Source organism: Allostella sp., assembly GCF_041913585.1.
Taxonomy (GTDB): Bacteria; Pseudomonadota; Alphaproteobacteria; order ATCC43930; family Allostellaceae; genus Allostella.
In genome coordinates, this window is the sequence record NZ_JAYSFE010000013.1 from 24,630 (window position 1) to 45,132 (window position 20,503).

Sequence of the window (20,503 nt, forward strand, 5' to 3'; positions counted from 1 at the left end):
CGGCAGCGGTGACGGTCGCCGATGCTCCCACGACGGCGGGCGGCGAGGGAAGCCCGCCGCGTCGGTTCCGCGTCGCCGATCGGCTGCGCGGCGCATCGCCCGCGTCCCGACCATGCGGTAATCTTGCCGTGGATCGACCGGAGGGAGGGACGGCCGTGGCGAATGGGTTGGGCGGGGTTACCTACGAGACGGTCGGGCCCGGCTATTTCGCCGCCCGCGGCCTGCGCCGCCATGCCGGCGTCCTGGCGCTCTGGGCGCTCGGCGTCGGGGCGGTGATCTCCGGCCATTTCTCGGGCTGGAACCTCGGCCTGGCGACCGGTGGATGGGGCGGCCTCTTCGTCGCCACCCTGGCGATCACCGTGATGTATCTCGGGCTCGCCTTCTCGATCGCCGAGATGAGCGCGGCCCTGCCGCATACCGGCGCCGCCTATTCCTTCGCGCGCTCGGCCATGGGGCCGTGGGGCGGGTTCCTGACCGGGCTCTGCGAGAACGTCGAGTATGTCCTCGCCCCGGCCGTCATCGTCTCCTTCATCGGCGCCTATGTCGGCACGATCGTCGGCCTGCCGACGGCGTGGCAGCCGGCGATCTGGGTGGTGGCCTACCTCGTCTTCGTCGGGCTCAATGTCCACGGCGTCGCCATGACCTTCCGGGTGACGGTGGTGGTGACGCTGGCGGCGCTGGCCTGTCTCGTCGGGTTCTGGGCGTCGGCCTGGCCGGTGTCCGACTTCGGTCGCTGGGCGCTCGACATCGCCGCCGGGCCGGACGGCAAGCCGGTGCAGCTGCCCGAAGGGCAGGGGCCGTTCCTGCCATTCGGGGCGATGGGCGTCCTGGCGTCGCTGCCCTATGCGGTCTGGCTCTTCCTCGCGATCGAGGAACTGCCGCTGGCCGCCGAGGAATCGCTCGATCCCCGCCGCGACCTGCCGCGCGGCCTCGTCCTCGGCATCGCCACGCTGATCCTGTCCGCGTTCCTCACCCTGTGGCTCAACTCGGCGATCGCCGGCGGGGCCTTCCGCCTGTCGACCTCGGCCGAGCCGCTGCTCGACGGCTTCAAGGCGATCTACGGCGACGGCATCGGCCGGCTGCTCGCCGTCGTCGCCGCCCTCGGGCTGATCGCCAGCTTCCACACCATCATCTTCGCCCAGGGGCGGCAGATCTATTCGCTGTCGCGGGCGGGCTACTTCCCGCGCGTCCTGTCGGTGACGCACGGGCAGCGCAAGACGCCGCACCTGGCGATGGTCGCGGGGGCGGCGGTCGGGCTCGCGATCATGATCGTCGTCTGGGCCGTCCTCGGGCCGGAGCGGGGAACGGTCGTCATTTCCGGGATGCTGCTCAACATGGTCGTGTTCGGGGCCATGCTGTCCTACATCCTCCAGTGCCTCGCCTTCGTCGTGCTGCGGCGGCGCATGGGGCACGTCCCCCGCCCCTACCGCAGCCCGTTCGGCGTCCCGGGCGCGGTCGTCACCATCGCCATCGCGCTGGTGACCCTGGGCTTCCAGCTCGCCGACCCGGTCTACCGCGCCGGCGTCATCGGCGTCGCCGTCTGGTTCGCGGTCGGCATCGCCTATTTCGCGCTCGTCGGCCGCCACCGCCTGGTGCTGTCGCCGGAAGAGCGGTTCGCGACCTCGGGCGGCCGCGGAGCGTACGACGCGGCCTCTCAGTGACGGCCGACGAGGTTCGGCAGGAACGTGCTGAACTCGGGCACCAGCGTCAGGGCGAGCAGCACCAGCAGCTGCAGCCCCAGCATCGGCATCAGGGCCCGTGACAGGGCCGACATCGGCACCTTGGCGACCAGGGAGACGATGAAGAGCAGCCCGCCGACCGGTGGCGTGATGAGCCCCATCGTCAGGTTGACGATGACGACGATGGCGAAATGCGTCGGGTCGATGCCGAGCGCGGCGGCCATCGGCGCCAGGATCGGCACCAGCACCATGACCCCCGGCAGGGGCTCGATGAAGATGCCGAACACCAGCAGCAGGACGTTGACGCCGATGAGGAAGGCGAGCGGCGACAGGCCGAGGGTGCCGATCCAGCTGGCGAGCGCCTGCGGCACCTGGGCGTAGGTCAGGACCCAGGCGAAGGCGGCCGACATGGCGACGATCAGCAGCACCGAGGCGGTCAGCAGGGCGGACCGCACCATGATCGCGGGCAGCATCCCCCAGGCGAGCGTGCCGTAGATCCAGCGCCCGACCGCGAGCGCATAGAACACGGCCACCACCGAGGCCTCGGTCGGCGTGAAGGCGCCCGAGTGGATGCCGCCGACGATGAGCGCCGGCAGGAAGAGGGCCGGCAGGGCGCGCCAGGTGGTGGCGACGATCTCGGCCAGCGTCGGCGGCCCGCCTTCGCCGCGATAGTCGTTCCGCCGGCTGATCCAGGCATTGTAGCCGAGCATGGCGCCCGAGATCATCAGGCCGGGGATGACGCCCGCCCAGAACAGGCCGAGCACGGACACGCGCTGGTCCTGGAGGGCATAGATGATCATGATGATCGAGGGCGGGATGATCGGTCCGACGATCGAGGCGCAGGCGGTCAGCGCCGCCGCGTAGGCGGGCGGATAGCCGCTGTTGCGCATCATGCGGATGAGGATGGCGCCCGGCCCGGCGGCGTCGGCCAGGGCCGAGCCGCTGATGCCCGAGAAGAAGGTGATGGTCAGGACGTTGGTGTGGCCGAGCCCTCCGCGGCGGTGGCCGACGAACATCGCCGCGAAGCGCAGCAGGACGTGTGCCAGCGCCCCGCCGGTCATCAGTTCCGCCGCCAGCAGGAAGAACGGGATCGCCATCAGCGGGAAGCTGTCGATGCCGGTGAAGAGCTTCTGCACGAGGCTGATGTAGGGAAGCCCCTGGACGGTCATCGCCGAGAAGGTGGCGGCGCCGATGGCGAAGGCGACGGGGACGCCCAGCGCCAGGAACAGCACGAGGCTGCCGAAGAGGGTGGCGGTGATCACAGCGACCCCGCCGCGTTCGGATCGAGTTCGGGCTCCTCTTCGAAGCGGCGGTCGCGGACATAGCCGCCCAGCACCGCCAGCAGGTGCCAGACCGCGAGCGCCCCGCCGACCGGGACGGCGGCCGCGACGTAGCCGAAGGGGATTTCCAGGACCGGGGTCGTCTGCACCATGGTGCGCATCGCGAAGCGCCAGCCGATCCAGGCGAGGAAGACGCAGAAGGCCAGCACGATGCCGGCGACGAGGACCCGGACGGCGCGGGCGAGCGGCGTCGGCAGCGCGTCCTGGAGGTTGTCGATGGCGACATGGCCGCCCATGCGGATGAGCGGGCCGATCCCGAGGCAGGTCAGCCACACCATCAGGTAGCGCGCCACCTCCTCGGCCCAGACCACGGATTCGGCCGTCAGGTAGCGCAGCATGACGTTGACGAAGACGACGACCGACATGGCGGCGAGCGCCAGGATCATCAGCGCCCGGTTGGCGCCGAGGATCCCGCGGTCGAGGGTGGCCAGCATGGGCGCCTCGCAGATGGCGGCCCGGCGGCGTCCGCCGCCGGGCCGCGCTCGGTCACTTGTGGTTGCGGATGGCGTCGATCTTCGCCTGGCCGAAGCGCTTGGCGTACTCGGCATAGGCCGGCGCCAGCACCGCCTGGAACTTGGCCGTGTCGACCGCGGTCACCACCTGCATGCCCTGGCCCTTCAGGGTCTCGACGCCCTTGGTCTCGACGTCGTCGACGAACCTGCGCATGCCGGCCGCAGCCGCCTTGCCGGCGGACCGGAAGGCGGCCTTGTCGGCGTCCGAGAGGCCGTCGAAGCGCTGCTTGGAGACGATGACGAGGGCCGGCGAGAAGACGTGCCGGGTCAGCGTCAGGTGCTTCTGGACCTCGGCCATCTTGGCGCTGACGATCACCGAGATCGGGTTCTCCTGGCCGTCGATGGTTCCCTGCTGCAGGCCCTGGATGACTTCCGGCCACGCCATCGGCGTCGGGTTGGCGCCCAGCGTGCGGAAGGCCAGCATGTGGACCTGGTTCTCCATGGTGCGGAGCTTCAGGCCCTTCATGTCGTCGGGCGCCTGGACCACGCGCTTGCCGTTGGTCAGGTGGCGGAAGCCCTGCTCGCCCCAGGCCAGCGCCACCATGCCCTTGGCCGGGAACTTGCCCAGCAGCTCCTCGCCGATCGGGCCGTCGAGGACGGCGCGGGCATGCGCGGTGTCGCGGAAGAGGAAGGGGATGTCGGTGATCGCCACCTCGGGCACGAAGTTGCCGACCGGTCCGCTCGAGGTGATGACGAGGTCGAGCGTGCCGAGCTGCACGCTCTCGATCATCTCGCGCTCGCCGCCGAGCGCGCTCGCCGGGAACTGCTCGAGCTTGAAGCGGCCGGGAGCCGCCCGCTCGAGCTCGGCCGCGAAGGCGTTGGCGCCGGCGCCGTAGTGCGAGTTGTTGGGCAGCGCGTAGCCGATCTTGACGGACGTCTGCGCCGAGACGGCCGAGGCGGAGACGAGCGCGCCGGCCAGCGCCGCCAAGCCGAGATAGCGGGTGATCTTCACGAATCTTCCTCCCCGAATGCGGTTGTGGCGCGCACTCTGGTCAATCGCGGTGCGGCCCGCAAGGCGCATCGGGTCGCTGCCGCGGCGCACCCCCGCGGCCGGTCCGGCGGGCGGGCTGCCGCTGCGCGCGGCGGCCCCGCCATCGACCGCATAGACGACGCCGCTGAGGTAGGATGCGCGCGGCGAGACGAGGAAGCAGACGAGGTCGGCGACCTCCGCCGGGTCGGCCGGCCGGCCCATCGGCAGGCCGGAGAAGTACTCGCGCCAGCGTCCGGGGTCGCCATGTTCGGCTTCGGCCCGCGTCCGCATGAGCTGGACGATGCGGTCGGTCATCACCGCACCGGGATTCACGGCGAGCACCCGGACGCCATAGTCGAGGCTCCAGCTGCCGAGGGCACGGGTGAAGGCCATCAGCCCGGCATTGCCGGTGCTGCCGGCGATGTAGCCGTAGTCGAAGCGCTCCCCGGCGAGGCCGATGACGTTGAGGATGACCCCCGCCCGCCGGGCCTTCATGCGGGCATGGAAGGCGCGGGCGAGATTGACGTAGCCGAAGACCTTGAGGTCCCAGGCCGCCCGCCAGCGCTCCTCGTCGACGGCGTCGAGGCTGCCGCCCGGGATGGCGCCGGCATTGTTCACCAGGATCTCGGCGTCGCCGCAGAGCCCCGCCAGGGTTTCGGCCGCGCCGCGCGCGGCGAGGTCGAGCGGGTGCGTCGCCACCGTCACCTGGCGGCGGGCGCGGATGGCGTCCGCGGTGGCGGCGAGCGCGTCGGCGCTGCGGGCGACCAGGTGCAGGTGGCAGCCCTCGGCGGCGAGCGCCTCGGCGATCGCCCGGCCGATGCCCTTGCTGGCACCGGTCACGACGGCCGTCCGTCCCGTCAATTGCAGGTCCATGCCGACGTTCCTCCCTTCGCCTTTTCCTCGTCCGATGCCTATGATTTCGGCAGAGGCCACCGACGGACCCGATGACCGAAGCCCGCGCCGACGAGGATACCACCACGCTCGAGGAGCAGATCGCCCGCGAGATCGAGGAGGACATCATCTTCGGCCGCCTGGAACCCGGAGCGCGGCTGCGCGAGGAGCACCTGCACCAGCGGTTCGGCGGCTCCCGCCACTTCGTCCGCCAGGCGCTGGTGCGGCTGGAGCGCGTCGGCATCGTGGTGCGCGAGCGCAACAAGGGCGCCGCCGTCCGCAGCTTCTCGGCCGAGGAGGTGCTGCAGATCTACGAGGTCCGCGAGATGCTGCAGCGCCAGGCCGCCTTGCGCATCCGGCTGCCCGCCCGGCCCGAGGACGTCGCGCGCATCGCCGCCATCCATGCCGAGTACGAGCGTTGCGCCGACGCCGGCGACCTCGGCGGCGTCCATGACGCCAACGACCGCTTCCACACCGCGCTCTTCGGGCTCTGCGGCAACGAGTATCTGCTGGCGCTGGTGAAGCAGTACATGGACCTGACCTACGCCATCCGCGCCAAGACGCTGGCCGACCCGGCGCAGCTCGCCGTCTCGCGCGCCCACCACGCGCTGATGATCGAGTATCTCGGCGGCAGCGACCCCTGGCCCCTGGCGGAACTCTGCGTCCACCATGTCCGCCCCAGCAAGGACGTGTACCTGCAGCGGATCGCCGCCCGCGACGCCGTCGCGAGCCGCGGTCGCCGTCGCGGCCAGCGCGCCTGACCGCCCTCCGGGCGGCGGGATGTCGACACACGGACCGCAAACGGGAGCGAATCGGCTTCCTCGGGCGGCGATTGTTGACAGGCCGGCCCTCGATCCGCAGGCTCGACCGCCCACTGCCAGGAAAGCCGAGCGATGAAGAAGACGGGTCTGCGGTCGCGCCTCACGAGCTATGGCGACGAGGGGTTCGCCCAGTACCTGCGCACGGCGTTCCTGAAGTCGGCGGGGTACGACGACGGCATCCTCGACCGGCCGATCGTCGGCATCGCCTCGACCGCGTCCGACTTCAATCCCTGCCACGCGACCGTGCCGAAGCTGGTCGAGGCGGTGTCGCGCGGCGTCCGCGACGCCGGCGCGGTGCCGTTCGTATTCCACACCGTCTCCCTGCACGAGGCCTTCATCCACCCCTCGACGATGATCCTGCGCAACCTGATGGCGATGGACACCGAGGAACTGCTGAAGCGCCAGCCGATCGACGCCGCGGTGCTGATCGGGGGCTGCGACAAGACGGTGCCGGCGCAGATCATGGGCGCGATCAGCGCCGACATGCCGGCGGTCATGCTGGTGGTGGGACCGACCGTGACCGGCCGCTTCGAGAACGAGCGGCTCGGCGCCTGCTCCGACTGCCGCCGGCTGTGGGCGGCCCACCGCGCCGGGGAGATCGACGACCGGCAGCTCGCCGACGCGCACGGCCGGCTGGTGTCGAGCCACGGCACCTGCACGATCATGGGCACCGCCAGCACCATGGCGGCGATGGCGGAGACGCTGGGCCTGATGCTGACCGGCGGCACCTCGATCCCGGCGGTCCATTCCGAGCGACTGCGCCATGCCGAGGCGGCGGGCCGGCGCGCCGCCGAGATGGCGATCGCCGGCGGGCCGCGCCCGTCGGAGATCGTCACCGCCGCCTCGCTGCGCAACGCCGCCACGGTGCTGCAGGCGCTGGGCGGGTCGACCAACTGCATCGTCCACCTGTCGGCGATCGCCGGACGGCTCGGCATTCCGCTCGACCTCGCGGAGGTCGACCGCATCGGCCGCGAGACGCCGGTGCTGATCGACGTCAAGCCGGTCGGCAAGAACTACATGGAGGATTTCCACGGCGCGGGCGGCCTGCCGGCGCTGATGAAGCGGCTCGGCGACCGGCTCGACCTCGCGGCGCCGACGGTGATGGGCTGCACCCTGGGCGAGGCGCTGGCCGGAACGCCGGACTGGGTCGACGACCGGATCATCCGGCCCATCGCCGACCCGATCCAGGCCGGCGAGGCGCTCTGCATCCTGCGGGGCTCGCTGGCGCCGGACGGGGCCGTCATCAAGCGCGCCGCCGCCACCGACGCGCTGATGCGGCACCGCGGCCCCGCGATGGTGTTCGACACCATCGCCGTCCTGATGGCGCGCATCGACGATCCCGACCTGCCGGTGACCAAGGACCATGTGCTGGTGCTGCGCAATGCCGGCCCGGTCGGCGCCCCCGGCATGCCGGAGGCGGGCGGCATCCCCATTCCGAAGAAGCTGGCGCGCGCCGGGGTCAGGGACATGGTCCGCATTTCGGATGCCCGGATGAGCGGCACCGCGTCCGGCTCGATCGTGCTGCACGTCTCGCCCGAGGCGGCCGTCGGCGGCCCGCTGGCGCTCGTCCGCGACGGCGACCTGATCGAGATGGACGTGCCGGCGCGCCGCCTCGACCTCCTGGTCGCGGCCGACGAACTCGCCCGCCGCCGGGCGGCCTGGACCCCGGCACCGCGCGCGGCGCGCGGCTACGAGAAGCTCTATGTCGACCATGTGCTGCAGGCCGACCGGGGTTGCGACTTCGATTTCCTTCAGGCCGAATCGCCGCCGAATCCGGGCCAGCCGGCCTGAGATCCATCGATCGAGGGGAGCCAGAGACCGCCGATGATCCACGTCCTCGCCGTCATCACCGCCAAGCCCGGCATGCGGGCGACCATCCTGGAACATTTCCGCGCGAACATGCCGGCGGTCCATGCCGAGAAGGGCTGCATCGAGTACGTCCCGGTGGTCGACGCCGAGGGCTTCCCGGCGCTCTACGGCCCCGACACCTTCGTCGTCGTCGAGAAATGGGCGACGGCGGAGGACCTCAAGGCCCACGCCGCTTCGGCACACATGGCGGCCTACGCGGCCAAGACGCGCGAGCACGTGGCCGATCGCAGGATCCACGTCCTTTCCCCTGCGGTGTGAGGCCGCGGGCCGTCTCGGTCCATCGCGCCAAACTGGATCAAACCACCGTCACTATCGCCAAAAACTCGCGTCCGAATTGGACCAGATTGCGTTATAGGCGAAACCGGGACCTCCGGCATCATGGCTTCGGCTCCCGCGCTGGCGGCGCGGGGCCGGACATGGGGGCAGGGGGGACGCGTTGGACCACATCGTCAGCATCACCTGGAACTGGGGCGTCCACGAAACCGTCGCGTTCGATCCGGCCCACCAGGTGCTCGATTTCGGCTGGATCGCCGGCGAATACTTCACCGTGTCGGAGGTCGACGGCTCGGTCGTGATCTCACTGCCGTCGAACCAGCACAGCTACACGCTGTCCGGCGTGACGCTGGACGAGATGTCGCTGGCCAACGTCACCGCCAAGGATCCGTCGGCCCTCGGGGTCTGGGAAGCGGCCTTCGACGACGGCGGCATGGGCGGCGATCCCGGCGTCGGGCATGTCATCGCCATCACCTGGGACTGGGGCGTCCACGAGACGATCGCCTTCGACCCGACCCACCAGGTGCTCGATTTCGGCTGGATCACCGGCGAGTACTTCACCGTGTCGGAGGTCGACGGCTCGGTCGTGATCTCGCTGCCGTCGAACCAGCACAGCTACACGCTGGCCGGCGTGACGCTGGGCGAGATGTCGCTGGCCAACGTCACCGCCAACGATCCGTCGGCCCTCGAGGTCTGGGAAGCGGCCTTCGACGATGGCGGCATGGGCGGCGATCCTGGCGACGGGCATGTCATCGCCATCACCTGGGACTGGGGCGCCCACGAGACGATCGCCTTCGACCCGACCCACCAGGTGCTCGATTTCGGCTGGATCACCGGCGAGTACTTCACCGTGTCGGAGGTCGACGGCTCGGTCGTGATCTCGCTGCCGTCGAACCAGCACAGCTACACGCTGTCCGGCGTGACGCTGGACGAGATGTCGCTGGCCAACGTCACCGCCAAGGATCCGTCGGCCCTCGGGGTCTGGGAAGCGGCCTTCGACGACGGCGGCGCCGGCGAGGATCCCGGTCACGACCATGGTGACGGGCACATCGTCACGCTGGCGTGGAACTACGGCACGCACACCGTGCTGCAGTTCGACCCGACCCACCAGGTGCTCGATTTCGGCTGGATCACCGGCCAGTATTTCGAGGTCACCGAAATCGCCGGTTCGGTCGTCATCTCGCTGCCGTCGGCGCTGCAGAGCTACACGCTGGCCGGCGTGACGCTGGACGAGATGTCCTTGGCGAACATCACCGCCAACGACCCCTCGACGCTCGACGTCTGGGAGGCGGTGCTGGACGACGGCGGGACCGGCGATCCGGAGCCACCGCCGGGCGGCACCCTGTTCCAGGTGACGACCAGCGGCGCCGACATCGCCGGCTTCGATCCGGCGACCGACCGGCTCGACCTCGGCGAAGTGTCGGTCCATGTCTTCGTTCCGATCGACACGCCGGACGGGCTCGGCTTCATGAACCCGTGGAACGGCAACGTCCAGGTCATCCAGGGGATCAATCTCGGCGAACTCGACATCGGCAATTTCGCCCCGGTCTGGAACAACCACCTGCGCGAGGACCTGAGCGGCGCGCTCGCCTGGGAGAAGGGGATCGTGCAGCAGCCGAACACGGTCTATGCCCGCTCGCACGAGATGAACCAGGTCGACCGGGTCGAGTTCGACGCCGCGACCGACGTCGTCGACTTCCGCTACTACGGCACCCGCGAACTGATCTCGATGTACCAGACCGCCGAGGGCGTGGTGATCGCCAACGGCGGCACCGGACAGAAGCTGATCCTGCTCGACACCGACATCGACGACCTCTCGGGCGAGAACTTCGTCTTCCACATGGGGCAGGTCTACGAGGATCACCTCGACCAGCAGCTCGGCATCACCTTCGATCCGGCCAACGTGCGGAGCCGGGCCGACATCGCCGACGCCGGCAGCGGCAGCGCCATGGGCGAGAGCGACGGCGTCGACGGTTATCCGGAGAGCGGCACGACCACCCGCATCGACTGGTCGTGGGGCAGCCATCGGGTCCTCGCATTCGACCCGGCCGAGGACCGGATCGACTTCGGCTTCTCGACGACGGCCCAGGTCGCGGTCGAGGACAATGCCGACGGAATCCTGCTCACCGTCGTCGGCAACAACCAGACCTACCTCCTCGACGGCCTGGATTTCGCCGACCTCCGTGTCGACAACATCCTCGCCGCCGACGCCGGCATGATCGCCGCCTGGGCCGGCTACCTCTCCTGAGCCGGCTCCCTCAGCCGAGGCGACGGGCGTTGGCGGCGGCGACCCGCAGGACGGGAGCCGTCATCGCCCCCGTCGTCTCGGCGAGCGCCCGGCCGATCCCGAGCGAGAGCGACCAGGCACGGGCGGCGGACTCGCCGGCCCAGCGCCATTGCGCCTGAACCGCCTCGGCCGGGGACCGCGCGCTCGCGATGCGGCGGCCTGCCTCTACGGCGGCGCCGATCTCCACGGCCCAGAACCGCGCGCCGAGCACGGCGAGCGACGGCTGGCGGCCGAGGGCGGCCAATCCCGCATCGAATGCGGCGAAGCCCTTTTCGGCAACCATCCGGGCGAATTCGCCGTGGTCGGCCGTCAGCGGGTCGTGGAGTGCCGCCTGGGCGAGGGCGAGCCGGCGGCCGATCACCGTCGCCGAAGCGGTTGCCAGGCGGGCGCTCTGAGCGGCGTTCTTCTGCGATCGGGCGATGCTTGCGGCGACGCTGCGGGCATCCCTGGTGCTGCGGGCACGTCTCATGGCCTGGCCGGTCCGGTTGTTGCGGTGCACCGTCAACGGCGCGGCGGCGATCCGGCTCCCACGCGGTCGGAGATGGCCTGCGGCTGAGGCTGTCGACCCGGCCGCTGCGGCGCCGGAATGGTCGCGAGCGTCCGGCCCGACAGCACCAGATCGTCATGGGTGGCGTGCAGCTCGAGATGGGACAGGGCGACCTCGGCCACCGGCGTCGCCCGCCATTCGTCGAGGATCGCCGCCAGTGCGGCGGTTTCGGCCGGGTCGAGCGGGTCGGTCAGGTGATAGTAGCCGACGCCGTAGAAGCCGCCCGCCGGCGCGCCGGCGGCACCCTGGATGCGCCGGAACGGGTCGCTCCCCGCCACCCGTTCGGGATAGAGGGGCAGGTAGATGCGACCCCAGTTCCGGTCGCCGACCAGCGGGCCGCCGAGGCGGATGCGGATCGGGCCGAGCTCGGCGAGCAGTCCGGGCAGTTCGCGCGCGAGCCGGGCGACATCGGCGTCGGTGAGGCCGCCGGCCAGCGTCGCGTGGAGGTGGGGCCGGCGGCGTCGGCCGAGGTCCCAGGCGATCTTGCCGGCGAAGGCCGCGGCCGCCATCCGGTCCTCCAGTGCCCGGAAGGCCGGCGACGCCGCCAGCGCCGGCCACGACACCGGGACGACCAGTGCGCGGCGCGGCTCCTCGTAGCGGCCGTCGACATAGGCGCGGCCGGGTGCCGAACGGATCGCCAGGGGATGACCGGGCGCCACCAGCGGCAGGTGGCAGAGCCGGTAGGACGGGTCGAACTCCAGGTGTTCGCCCGGACGGAAGACGCGACGTGCGGTGGCGTAGGCGAGTTCGCGGTCCTCGAGAAAATCGCTCGGCTGGTCCATTCGGGCGGGTTCGGCGCTAGTGTGGGGCGAGAGGGAACGGCATGGCAGGCCGATGAGCAAGGCATTCGTGCGCGAGGGCGAGAGCGACGACGCGGGCGACGATCTGCCCGAACGGCCGGTCTCGCCACATCCGAACTTCGTCACCGCCGCGGGCCTGGCGGCGATCGATGCCGAACTGGCGCGCCTGCACGCCGAGGCGGCGCGCCTCGACCCGGAGCGCGACGCCCTGGTGGCGGCGCGGGTGGCCCGGGATCTGCGCTACTGGACGGCGCGCCGGGCGTCCGCCCAGGTCGTCGACGCGCCGCGCCCGGGCGGCACGGTGCAGTTCGGCTCCCGGGTCACGATCGAGCGCGCCGACGGCCGGCGGCAGGCCTTCCGCATCGTCGGCGAGGACGAGGCCGATCCGAGCGCCGGCAGCATCTCCTGGGTCTCGCCGATGGGCGCGGCGCTGCTGCGGCGCGAGGAGGGCGACGTCGTCCGGGTGGCCGGCGGCGAGGTCGAGATCGTGGCCGTGGAATAGCGCGCAGGAGCGGTCCGGCCCGCGCGTGTCAGGCAGCGAAAGCGAGGGAGGGAAGGGGCGGATGGGCACTCGGATCGTCGCCGGCGCGCTGGTCGCCGCCATTCTCGGCATGTTTCCGGCCGCCGCATCGCCGGTGCGGACCGACCTCGGCGACGGTGCGACCGGACGCATCGCGTTTCTCTCGCGGACGCCCTCCGGCCCCTCGGAACTGATGGCCGGCCAGGGTCCGGAGACGGCGATCGCGGGCGAACTCCGGCTGCCGGCCCGCGCCGGCCCCGGGCGGGTGCCGCTGATGATCGTCAGCCATGGCAGCGGCGGCATCCTCGCCGGTCGCGAGGACGCGTGGGCCGAGCGGCTGCGGGGGCTCGGCGTCGCCACGCTCGTCGTCGACAGCTTCGGGCCGCGCGGCATCCGCGCCACCGCCGAGGACCAGGGCCGGCTGTCGACCGCGGCCAGTGTCGCCGACGCCTTCGCGGCGCTGCGCATCGCCGCCACCCATCCGGCGATTGATGCGGCGCGGATCGGCGTGATGGGCTTCTCCAAGGGCGGGCAGGTGGCGCTCTACACCCTGCTGGAGCCGTACCGCCGCGGCAGCGGGGTGGGCGACCTGCGCTTTGCGCTGCATGTCGCGCTCTATGCCTCCTGCTCGCTGCCCTACCGCTCCGAGCGGACCACCGGGGCGCCGGTCCTGCTGCTGCTCGGCGGCGCCGACGACTACACGCCGGCCGCCCACTGCGCGCGCTATGCCGAGTGGTTCCGGGCGCGCGGCAGCGACGTGCGGGTCGAGATCTTCCCCGGCGCCCACCACGGCTTCGACGTGCCGGGGCCGCTGCGCACCCTGCCGCGCGTCCAGAGCGCCCGCGACTGCGGTCTCGACATCGACCTCGAACCCGTCCCGACGGGGCGGCGCTGGGCCGACGGCGCCGTCGTCCCCAATGCCGCCATCGGCGAGTACCTGCGGTCCTGCATGCGGCGCGGTGCCAGCTTCGGCGGCGACCCGGCGGCCCTGGCGGGCGCCGTCGCGGCGGTCCGCGGGGCGGTGCTGCGCGTCCTGCGTCCATAGCGCCGGTCCGGTGCCGATCGGGGGGCTCCCGGGTGGAACCGCCGGCTCCGTCGCCGCGTTCCAGTGCCGCGGGCAATCTCCTGCCCGACCTCAATTCGCGAACGACCGAAATCGGGGGCGCCGTGCGGATCATCGAACCGGGACGTAACTGCTGGCGCTTGGCGGAGACGCAGCGGGCCTCGGTCCTGATCGACGGAGCCGACTATTTCGCCCGGCTCGACGCGGCCCTGCGGAACGCGCAGCGCTCGATCACCATCCTCGGCTGGGACTTCGATGCCCGCATCCGCCTGCGGCCCGACGTTCCGGGATCGCCCGAGCTCGGCGACCTGTTGCGCCAGCTCGTCGAGGCACGGCCGGAACTGACGGTGCGGATCCTGATCTGGAGCGTCGCCGTGCTGCACGCGCCGGGGGCGCCGCTGCCGCTGATCCTCGGCGCCGAATGGCAGGACCATCCCCGCATCGACCTCCGGCTCGACGGCCGGCATCCGATCTATGCCGCCCATCACCAGAAGATCGTGACCGTCGACGACGCCATGGCCTTCGTCGGCGGCATCGACCTGACGGTCGGCCGCTGGGACACCCCCGAGCACCGGGTCGACGATCCCCTCCGGCTCACCCCCGACGGCAAGCCGCACGATTCCGTGCACGACGTCCAGATGGCGATCGACGGCGAGGCGGCGCGCGCCATCGCCGCGCTCGCCCGGCAGCGCTGGAAGGTCGCGACGGGCGAACTGCTGCCCGTCGAAGCGATCGCCGCCGATCCCTGGCCGGCCGACCTCGGTGCCGGCTTCCGCGAGATGCCGGTCGCGATCGCCCGCACGGCGCCGGCCTGGGGCGAGTTGCGGGGCGTCGAGGAATGTGCCGCGCTCACCCGCAGCGCCATCGCCGGGGCGCGCCGTTCCATCTACATCGAAGCCCAGTACCTGACCGCCGGCGCGATCGGCCGCTGGCTCGAGGAGTCCCTGCAGCGGCCCGAGGGCCCGGAGGTCGTCGTCGTCGCCACCTGCTTCTCGAAGGGATGGCTCGAGCAGTGGATCATGGGCCGCAACCGCGACCGGCTGGTGCGGCGTCTCAAGCGCGCCGACCGGTACGGCCGGCTGCGGGTCTTCTGCCCGGTCGTTCCCGACGGCGAGGCGTCCAGGCTGCTGCTGGTCCACGCCAAGCTGATGATCGTCGACGACACGTTCCTCCGGGTCGGGTCGTCGAACCTCAACAACCGTTCGATCGGCCTCGACACCGAATGCGACCTCGGCATCGAAGCGGCGGACGAGGCCGCCCGGGCGACGATCCGCGAGCTGCGGCACACGCTGCTGGGCGAGCATCTCGGCCGTGCCGCCGCCGCCGTCGCCGCCGCCGAGGGGCCCGAGCAGTCGCCGCTTCGCGCGATCGCCGAACTGAACCGCGGCCGGCGCGGCCTCCGGCCGATGGACGAACTGCCGCTGTCGGGGCCGGTGCGGCCGGTCTTCGTGACCGCCGTGCTCGATCCCAAGCGCCCGTTCGAGCCGCTGTGGTTCCTCGGCCGGAAGCGGGAGGGCAAGGCCCGGCGGACGGACGCCACCTCCCGCCCGCGTCGGCGGCGACGCTCATCGGCCCGGATGCAGTCGGCGACCTAACTCGACGGTGGTCAGCACCAGCAGGCCGACCGCGAACGGGGCCAGGAAGTAGGCGAGGCGGAACAGCACCACCCCGCCGATCGCATCCGTTTCCGGCAGCAGGGCGAGCACCACGCTTTCCAGCACGCCGAGCCCTCCCGGAACGTGGGAGACGAGTGCGGTGACGTTGGCCACGACATAGACCGAGAGCGTGTCGAGATAGGCGAGGCCGCCGCCCGCGGCGAGCGCCTGGTGGAGGGCGGCCGAGACGCAGGCGAGATTGAGCGGCCCGATCGCCACCTGGCCCAGCGCGATCGGCAGCGACGGGACCTCGATCCGCCATCGCCGCACCCGGACCCGGCCGCGTCCGGCGGCCGCGAAGCCGAGATAGGCCGCGGGTGCGGCGAGGGCGGCGGCGCCGATCATGCGCACGATGCCGGACGGCAGTTCCAGCCGTCCGGTCGCAAGGTCGGGCGCCAGGATGAGCACCAGGCCGCCGAGCGTCGCCAGCGCGAGGCCGATGGTCATGGCGCAGAAGAGGATGATGCGGGCCACATCGCCGGCGCCCAGGCCCCAGCGGCTGTAGAAGCGGTAGCGGACGGCGCCGCTGCTCAGCACCGCGAGGCCGACGGTGTGGCCGATCGAGAGCGCGGTGAAGGACGCGAGCGCGCAGCGCCGCCAGGGCAGGCGGTGGCCGGCGGCGCGCACCGCCAGCCAGTCGACCAGGGTCAGGCAGAGGTAGCTCGCGGCGACGAACCCGGCCACGGCGGCGAGGCGCTCGGCCGGAATCTCGGCCAGCGAGCGCGCGATCTCGTGCCAGCCGTAGGTCTGGTAGATGCGCCGCAGCAGGTAGGCGGCGAGGAGGAGGGCGGCCGCGCCGACCGCCCACCCCGCCCAGCGGCGCCAGGCGGTCCGGCCATGGCGGGGGTGGTCGGCCAGCGTCGTCATCGGCCGCCGGCGAGTTCGAACTCCACCAGCAGCGGCAGGTGGTCGGAGGCCACCCGAGCCAGGGCGCCGCGCACGACCTCGGTCCGCAGCACTCGGACCGAGGGGCTGACGAAGACGTGGTCGATCCGGATCACCGGCAGCCGGGCGGGAAAGGTCGGTCGCGGCACCGATCCCGTTGCCCGCTGGGCGTCCCGGAAGCGCTCGGCCATGCGGCGGTAGGCGCGCGAGCGCGGCACCGCGTTGAAGTCGCCGAGCAGGATCGTGGGGTCGGTGCAGGCCGGATGGCCGGTCCATTCGGGACCGAGGAGCGCCTGGACCTGGAGCTTCCGCTCGTAGGCGAGCAGGCCGATATGGGCATTGACCACCTGCAGCCGGTGCGCCCCGAGATCGATCTCGGCCCACAGCGCCCCGCGCGGCTCCAGGCCCGGGTAGTGCTGCAGGCCGGGGAGGTTCGCCGCCCGCACGATGCGCGAGGGGTGCCCGGTCAGGATGGCGTCGCCGTAGCGCTCCTCGAGCACGTGGTAGGCGGGATGGAAATGGATCTGCATGCCGAGCTCGCGGGCGATTTCGCCGGCCTGGTCGACGCCGCCCGAGCGTCGGCGTCCGACGTCGACCTCCTGCAGGGCGACGATGTCGGGGGCGTGCTCCGCGATCACCGCGGCGACGCGGGCGGGCGACAGGCGGCCGTCGCCGCCGCGGCAGCGATGGACGTTGTAGGTCAGGATGCGCGGCAAGCGGGTTCGTCCGGGACCAGAGGTGGCGGTTCCCCGCATCAACGCACGAATCGCGCCTCGGGTGCCCGCACGATTGACTCTCCGGCACGGAAATCAAATCATCGGCCGTGAATGGACGCCCGGGGCATCGCTACCCACGGGCGCATTGGGAGGAGGGGCTTTCTTGCCGAAGCCCTCGGCGTACGCCAGTCGCCTGCCGACCCGGAGTCCGGGTGCGCCCTTCCTTTGCCGCTCGCGTCCCTCCGCCATCCCCCGCCAGGAGATCAGGACATGACCGAGCCGGCGCGCGTGCTGTTCCGCAACGTCCGCGTGATCGACGGGGCCGGAAAAGCTCCCTTCGCGGGCGAGGTGCTGGTCACCGGCAACCGCATCGAGACGGTCGCCCGCCGTGCCGGCGCCGTCCCGGCCGGGGGTGCGGAGATGGTCGACGGCGGCGGTGCGACGCTGATGCCGGGGCTGGTCGAGGCGCACGCCCATCCGAGCTTCGCCAACACCTCGACCCTGGAGGCGCTCGGCGAAATCCCGCCCGAGGAGCACACGCTGCTGGCGATGCGCCATGTCGCGCTGCTCCTCGACCATGGCTTCACCAGCATCAGCAGCGCCGCCGCTGCCAAGCCGCGGCTCGACATCGTCATCCGCAACGCGATCGCCGCCGGCCACATTCCGGGCCCGCGGATGCTGGCGGCGTCGCCCGAGATCACGCCGACCAGCGGCCTCGGCGACGTCCGCCTTCACCACATGCACCGCGAGACCTTCGCGGTCGTCGCCGACGGGGCCGACGAGTTCCGCCGGGTCGCGCGCCACTTCGTCCGCGAGGGCGTCGACACGCTCAAGATCAACCCGTCCGGCGACGAGTTCGTGCCGCACGCCCGGGCCCGGCACACGGTCATGAACGACGACGAGGTGGCGGCGGTGTGCGAGGTCGCGCGCTCGCGCGACAAGCGCGTGGCGGCGCACGCGCGGAGCGCGGAGTCGGTGAAGATGGCGCTGCGCCACGGGGTCGAAATCATCTTCCACGCGACGCTCTGCGACGAGGAGGCCCTCGACCTGCTGGAGGCGGCGCGCGACCGCGTGTTCGTCGCGCCGACGGTCGGCATCACCTGGGCGACGCTGAAGGAGGCGGGCGACTACGGCATCCCGCTGCCGGCCGACGTGCTGCATGCGCTCGAGTTCGAACTGGAGGCGGCCTGCACGGGGATGCGGGCGTTGAAGAAGCGCGGCGTCCGCATCCTGCCGGGGGGCGACTACGGCTTCGCCTGGAACCCGATCGGCCGCAATGCCCGCGACCTCGAGCATTTCGTCCGCCTCTTCGGCTTCACCCCGCTGGAGGCGATCACCGCGGCGACCCGGCACGGCGGCGAACTGATGATGCGGGGCGGCGAACTGGGCCAGGTCCGGCCCGGCTATCTCGCCGACCTGCTGCTGGTCGACGGCGACCCCGCCCGCGACATCGCGATCCTGCAGGATCGCGAACGCCTGCTGGCGATCATGCAGGACGGGCGGTTCCACAAGCGCCCGCCCGCGCGCCGCGCGGCCGAACGGCCGATGGCGGCGGAATAGACGCCGAGACGGCGCCTTGACTTCGGGAAGTCCGGGGTCAATAATTTCGTCAATTGGGATTAGTTTTCGCAATACGAAAAACTACGGCGAGAAGGAAAAATCCTCCGCCGCACCCATGGGGAGAGACGTCATGAAGCGAAGCGTGCTCCTGTCGCTCGCGGCCATCGGCACCGTCGCGGCTCCGCTGACCGCACTCGCGGCCGACCCGATCCGGGTCGGGTACCCGATGATCCTGTCGGGTCCGGGTGCGCTCTTCGGCGAACCGTCGCTGAAGGGCGCGCAGATGTTCGTCGACGAGATCAACGCCAAGGGCGGCGTCCTCGGACGCAAGTTCGAACTGGTGCCGCGGGACACCAAGGGCAGCGCCGACGAGGCGGTGCGGGTGACGCGCGACCTGATCCTGCGCGACGACGTGCAGTTCGTGGTCGGCACCCTGACCTCGGCCGAGGGGCCGGCGGTGTCGCCGATCGCCAAGGAGAACAAGGTCGTCTTCATCGCGCCGATCACCAAGACCGACCAGCTCACGGCACCGGCGAACCTGCATCCCTACGTCTTCCGCACCGCGTCGACGACGACCATCGAGGGCCGCTCGGCGGCGGAGATCGTCGCCAAGTGGAACGTCAAGCGGATCGGGACGATGAGTCCCGACTATGCCTACGGCCAGGACGTGACCAAGGCGTTCGTCGACCACCTGAAGAAGATCAAGCCGGACGTCGAGATCGTCGACCAGCAATGGCCGAAGCTGGGCGAGGGCGACTATACCCCGTTCATCAACGCCCAGATGGGCAAGAAGCCCGAGGCGGTGTTCTCCTCGCTGTGGGGCGGCCATTTCGTCACCTTCGCCAAGCAGGCGGTGCCGCTCGGCTACTTCAAGGCGCTCAACAGCAACTTCATCGGCGGCGGCGAGGCCGGCTCGATCGAGAGCGCCAAGGCGATGGGTGCGGACTATCCGGTCGGCATCTGGAGCAACACCTACGACGTCTTCGACTGGCCGTCGGGCCCGCCCGCGCACAAGGCCTATGTCGAGCGGGTGAAGGCCTACACCAAGCAGGAGTACCCGTCCTCCTGGCCGATCACCGGCTACGTCTCGATGCAGTTCCTGGCCGAGGCGATCCGCAAGGCCGGCAGCGTCGATTCCGACAAGGTGTCGAAGGCGCTGATGGACCTGACGATCGACACGCCGATCGGCAAGCAGACGATCCGTGCCAAGGACCACCAGGCCAACCGCGGCCAGTTCTGGGGCAAGATGAAGATGGACCCGAAGTATCCCTTCGCGGTCATGGAGAACGTGACCTACATCGATCCCGCGCCGTTCATGGATTGAGTGCACCCGCGATGAACGGGTCCGTCGGGGAGGCGGCGGACGGGACGGTCAAGAGCGTCGCCAAGGTGCTCGACCTGCTCGAGCATCTCGGCGCCGCCCGCCAACCGGTCGGCATCTCCGACCTGGCGCGGGCGACCGGCCTGCACGTCTCGACCGCGCACCGCCTGCTGCGCACCCTGGTCTGCCGCGGCTTCGTCGAGCAGCGGCGCGACAACCGCCGCTACGCGCTGGGACCCAGGGTCCATGCGCTGGGCGGCGCCTATCTCGGCGGCAGCGACATCGTCGGCGCCGCCTACCCGGTGATCGACGAACTGCGCGACCGGCTCGGCGAGACGATCCACGTCGCCGTCTGGGACGATGGCTCGGTGCTCGAGGTCTGCCACGCCGAGACGACCCAGCCGGTCGGCGTGTCCCTGCGCCTGGGGCGGCGGGATCCGGCGCACGCGACCGCCATCGGCAAGGTATTGCTCGCCGGGCGCGAGGCGGCCGACCTCGAGGCCTTCCTCGCCCGCGGCCCGCTCGCCGCCGTGACGCCGCAGACGATCACCGCCCCGGCGGCCCTGCGCCGCGAACTGGAGCAGGTGCGGCTCCAGCACTATGCGCTCGACGAGGAGGAACTGGCGGACGGCCTGTGCTGCGTCGGCGTGCCGGTGCGCGACCGCCGTGGCCTCGTCGTCGCCGGCCTCAGCGTCGCCATGCCGCGCGCGCGCTTCGATCGGGCGCACGTGCCGGATTGGGTGGCGGCCCTGAACCGGACGGCCGAGCGGCTTTCCGACCGGCTGAGCTACTGA

General features: G+C 71.4%; 18 protein-coding genes. 11 read left to right on the top strand and 7 right to left on the bottom strand.

What is annotated here, in order from left to right:
• Window positions 1-155 precede the first annotated feature (155 nt).
• Window positions 156-1,661, top strand: a complete 1,506-nt coding sequence (locus tag ACE3Q3_RS04265; RefSeq protein WP_374442362.1) for an amino acid permease — start codon at window positions 156-158, stop codon at window positions 1,659-1,661.
• On the opposite strand, the gene ACE3Q3_RS04270 is transcribed toward ACE3Q3_RS04265, so the two are convergent.
• Genes ACE3Q3_RS04270 through ACE3Q3_RS04280 form a run of 3 tightly spaced genes read right to left on the bottom strand, consistent with a single transcriptional unit; the run spans window position 1,655 to window position 5,374 of the window.
• Window positions 1,655-2,941 carry a TRAP transporter large permease gene (locus ACE3Q3_RS04270; RefSeq protein ID WP_374442367.1) on the bottom strand — a complete coding sequence of 429 codons (1,287 nt, stop codon included), beginning with the start codon at window positions 2,939-2,941 and terminating at the stop codon, window positions 1,655-1,657. The genes ACE3Q3_RS04265 and ACE3Q3_RS04270 overlap by 7 nt on opposite strands.
• Entirely contained in the window at window positions 2,938-3,453 is a 516-nt protein-coding gene (locus ACE3Q3_RS04275; protein WP_374442370.1) for a TRAP transporter small permease, read from the bottom strand. Before ACE3Q3_RS04275 ends, ACE3Q3_RS04270 begins: the two co-directional genes overlap by 4 nt.
• 52 nt (window positions 3,454-3,505) lie before the next feature.
• Window positions 3,506-5,374 carry a short-chain dehydrogenase/reductase gene (locus ACE3Q3_RS04280; RefSeq protein WP_374442374.1) on the bottom strand — a complete coding sequence of 623 codons (1,869 nt, stop codon included), beginning with the start codon at window positions 5,372-5,374 and terminating at the stop codon, window positions 3,506-3,508.
• Window positions 5,375-5,445: 71 nt separating this feature from the next.
• On the opposite strand from ACE3Q3_RS04280, the gene ACE3Q3_RS04285 reads away from it, so the two are divergent.
• The 4 genes from ACE3Q3_RS04285 to ACE3Q3_RS04300 all read left to right on the top strand — a co-directional run bounded on the left by ACE3Q3_RS04285 (window position 5,446) and on the right by ACE3Q3_RS04300 (window position 10,603).
• Window positions 5,446-6,153 carry a GntR family transcriptional regulator gene (locus ACE3Q3_RS04285; protein ID WP_374442377.1) on the top strand — a complete coding sequence of 236 codons (708 nt, stop codon included), beginning with the start codon at window positions 5,446-5,448 and terminating at the stop codon, window positions 6,151-6,153.
• Window positions 6,154-6,285: 132 nt separating this feature from the next.
• Window positions 6,286-8,004 (top strand): dihydroxy-acid dehydratase, encoded by a 1,719-nt coding sequence (locus ACE3Q3_RS04290; RefSeq protein WP_374442379.1) that lies wholly within the window; start codon window positions 6,286-6,288, stop codon window positions 8,002-8,004.
• A gap of 33 nt (window positions 8,005-8,037) precedes the next feature.
• Window positions 8,038-8,340 (top strand): putative quinol monooxygenase, encoded by a 303-nt coding sequence (locus ACE3Q3_RS04295; RefSeq protein WP_374442382.1) that lies wholly within the window; start codon window positions 8,038-8,040, stop codon window positions 8,338-8,340.
• A gap of 178 nt (window positions 8,341-8,518) precedes the next feature.
• Complete coding sequence (locus ACE3Q3_RS04300) at window positions 8,519-10,603, top strand: hypothetical protein (protein ID WP_374442385.1); 2,085 nt, start codon at window positions 8,519-8,521, stop codon at window positions 10,601-10,603.
• 10 nt (window positions 10,604-10,613) lie between these two features.
• Here the strand turns inward: ACE3Q3_RS04300 and ACE3Q3_RS04305 are convergent, their stop codons facing one another.
• Both ACE3Q3_RS04305 and ACE3Q3_RS04310 read right to left on the bottom strand, forming a co-directional pair.
• Complete coding sequence (locus ACE3Q3_RS04305) at window positions 10,614-11,111, bottom strand: hypothetical protein (protein ID WP_374442388.1); 498 nt, start codon at window positions 11,109-11,111, stop codon at window positions 10,614-10,616.
• Window positions 11,112-11,143: 32 nt separating this feature from the next.
• The gene (locus ACE3Q3_RS04310; protein WP_374442391.1) at window positions 11,144-11,971 is read right to left on the bottom strand and encodes a hypothetical protein; all 828 of its coding nucleotides are present in this window, start codon (window positions 11,969-11,971) and stop codon (window positions 11,144-11,146) included.
• Between the two features lie 52 nt (window positions 11,972-12,023).
• Between ACE3Q3_RS04310 and greA the strand changes: the two genes are divergently transcribed.
• From greA to ACE3Q3_RS04325, 3 genes are all read left to right on the top strand, one after another.
• Complete coding sequence (gene greA / locus ACE3Q3_RS04315; RefSeq protein ID WP_374442393.1) at window positions 12,024-12,491, top strand: transcription elongation factor GreA; 468 nt, start codon at window positions 12,024-12,026, stop codon at window positions 12,489-12,491.
• A gap of 61 nt (window positions 12,492-12,552) precedes the next feature.
• Window positions 12,553-13,554 carry a dienelactone hydrolase family protein gene (locus ACE3Q3_RS04320; protein ID WP_374442396.1) on the top strand — a complete coding sequence of 334 codons (1,002 nt, stop codon included), beginning with the start codon at window positions 12,553-12,555 and terminating at the stop codon, window positions 13,552-13,554.
• Between the two features lie 122 nt (window positions 13,555-13,676).
• The gene (locus ACE3Q3_RS04325) at window positions 13,677-15,167 is read left to right on the top strand and encodes a phospholipase D-like domain-containing protein (protein ID WP_374442399.1); all 1,491 of its coding nucleotides are present in this window, start codon (window positions 13,677-13,679) and stop codon (window positions 15,165-15,167) included.
• Here the strand turns inward: ACE3Q3_RS04325 and ACE3Q3_RS04330 are convergent.
• Window positions 15,138-16,094, bottom strand: a complete 957-nt coding sequence (locus tag ACE3Q3_RS04330; protein ID WP_374442402.1) for a hypothetical protein — start codon at window positions 16,092-16,094, stop codon at window positions 15,138-15,140. The genes ACE3Q3_RS04325 and ACE3Q3_RS04330 overlap by 30 nt on opposite strands.
• Complete coding sequence (locus tag ACE3Q3_RS04335) at window positions 16,091-16,828, bottom strand: endonuclease/exonuclease/phosphatase family protein (RefSeq protein WP_374442405.1); 738 nt, start codon at window positions 16,826-16,828, stop codon at window positions 16,091-16,093. The genes ACE3Q3_RS04330 and ACE3Q3_RS04335 overlap by 4 nt, the downstream gene beginning before the upstream one ends.
• A gap of 270 nt (window positions 16,829-17,098) precedes the next feature.
• Here ACE3Q3_RS04335 and ACE3Q3_RS04340 point away from each other — a divergent pair, with 270 nt between their 5' ends.
• The 3 genes from ACE3Q3_RS04340 to ACE3Q3_RS04350 all read left to right on the top strand — a co-directional run bounded on the left by ACE3Q3_RS04340 (window position 17,099) and on the right by ACE3Q3_RS04350 (window position 20,503).
• Window positions 17,099-18,388: an amidohydrolase family protein gene (locus ACE3Q3_RS04340; RefSeq protein WP_374442408.1), complete on the top strand. Its 1,290-nt coding sequence runs from the start codon at window positions 17,099-17,101 to the stop codon at window positions 18,386-18,388.
• Between the two features lie 130 nt (window positions 18,389-18,518).
• A complete protein-coding gene (locus ACE3Q3_RS04345; protein WP_374442410.1) occupies window positions 18,519-19,712 on the top strand; it encodes an ABC transporter substrate-binding protein in 1,194 nt (397 codons plus the stop codon).
• An 11-nt stretch (window positions 19,713-19,723) separates the two neighbouring features.
• Entirely contained in the window at window positions 19,724-20,503 is a 780-nt protein-coding gene (locus ACE3Q3_RS04350; protein ID WP_374442413.1) for an IclR family transcriptional regulator, read from the top strand.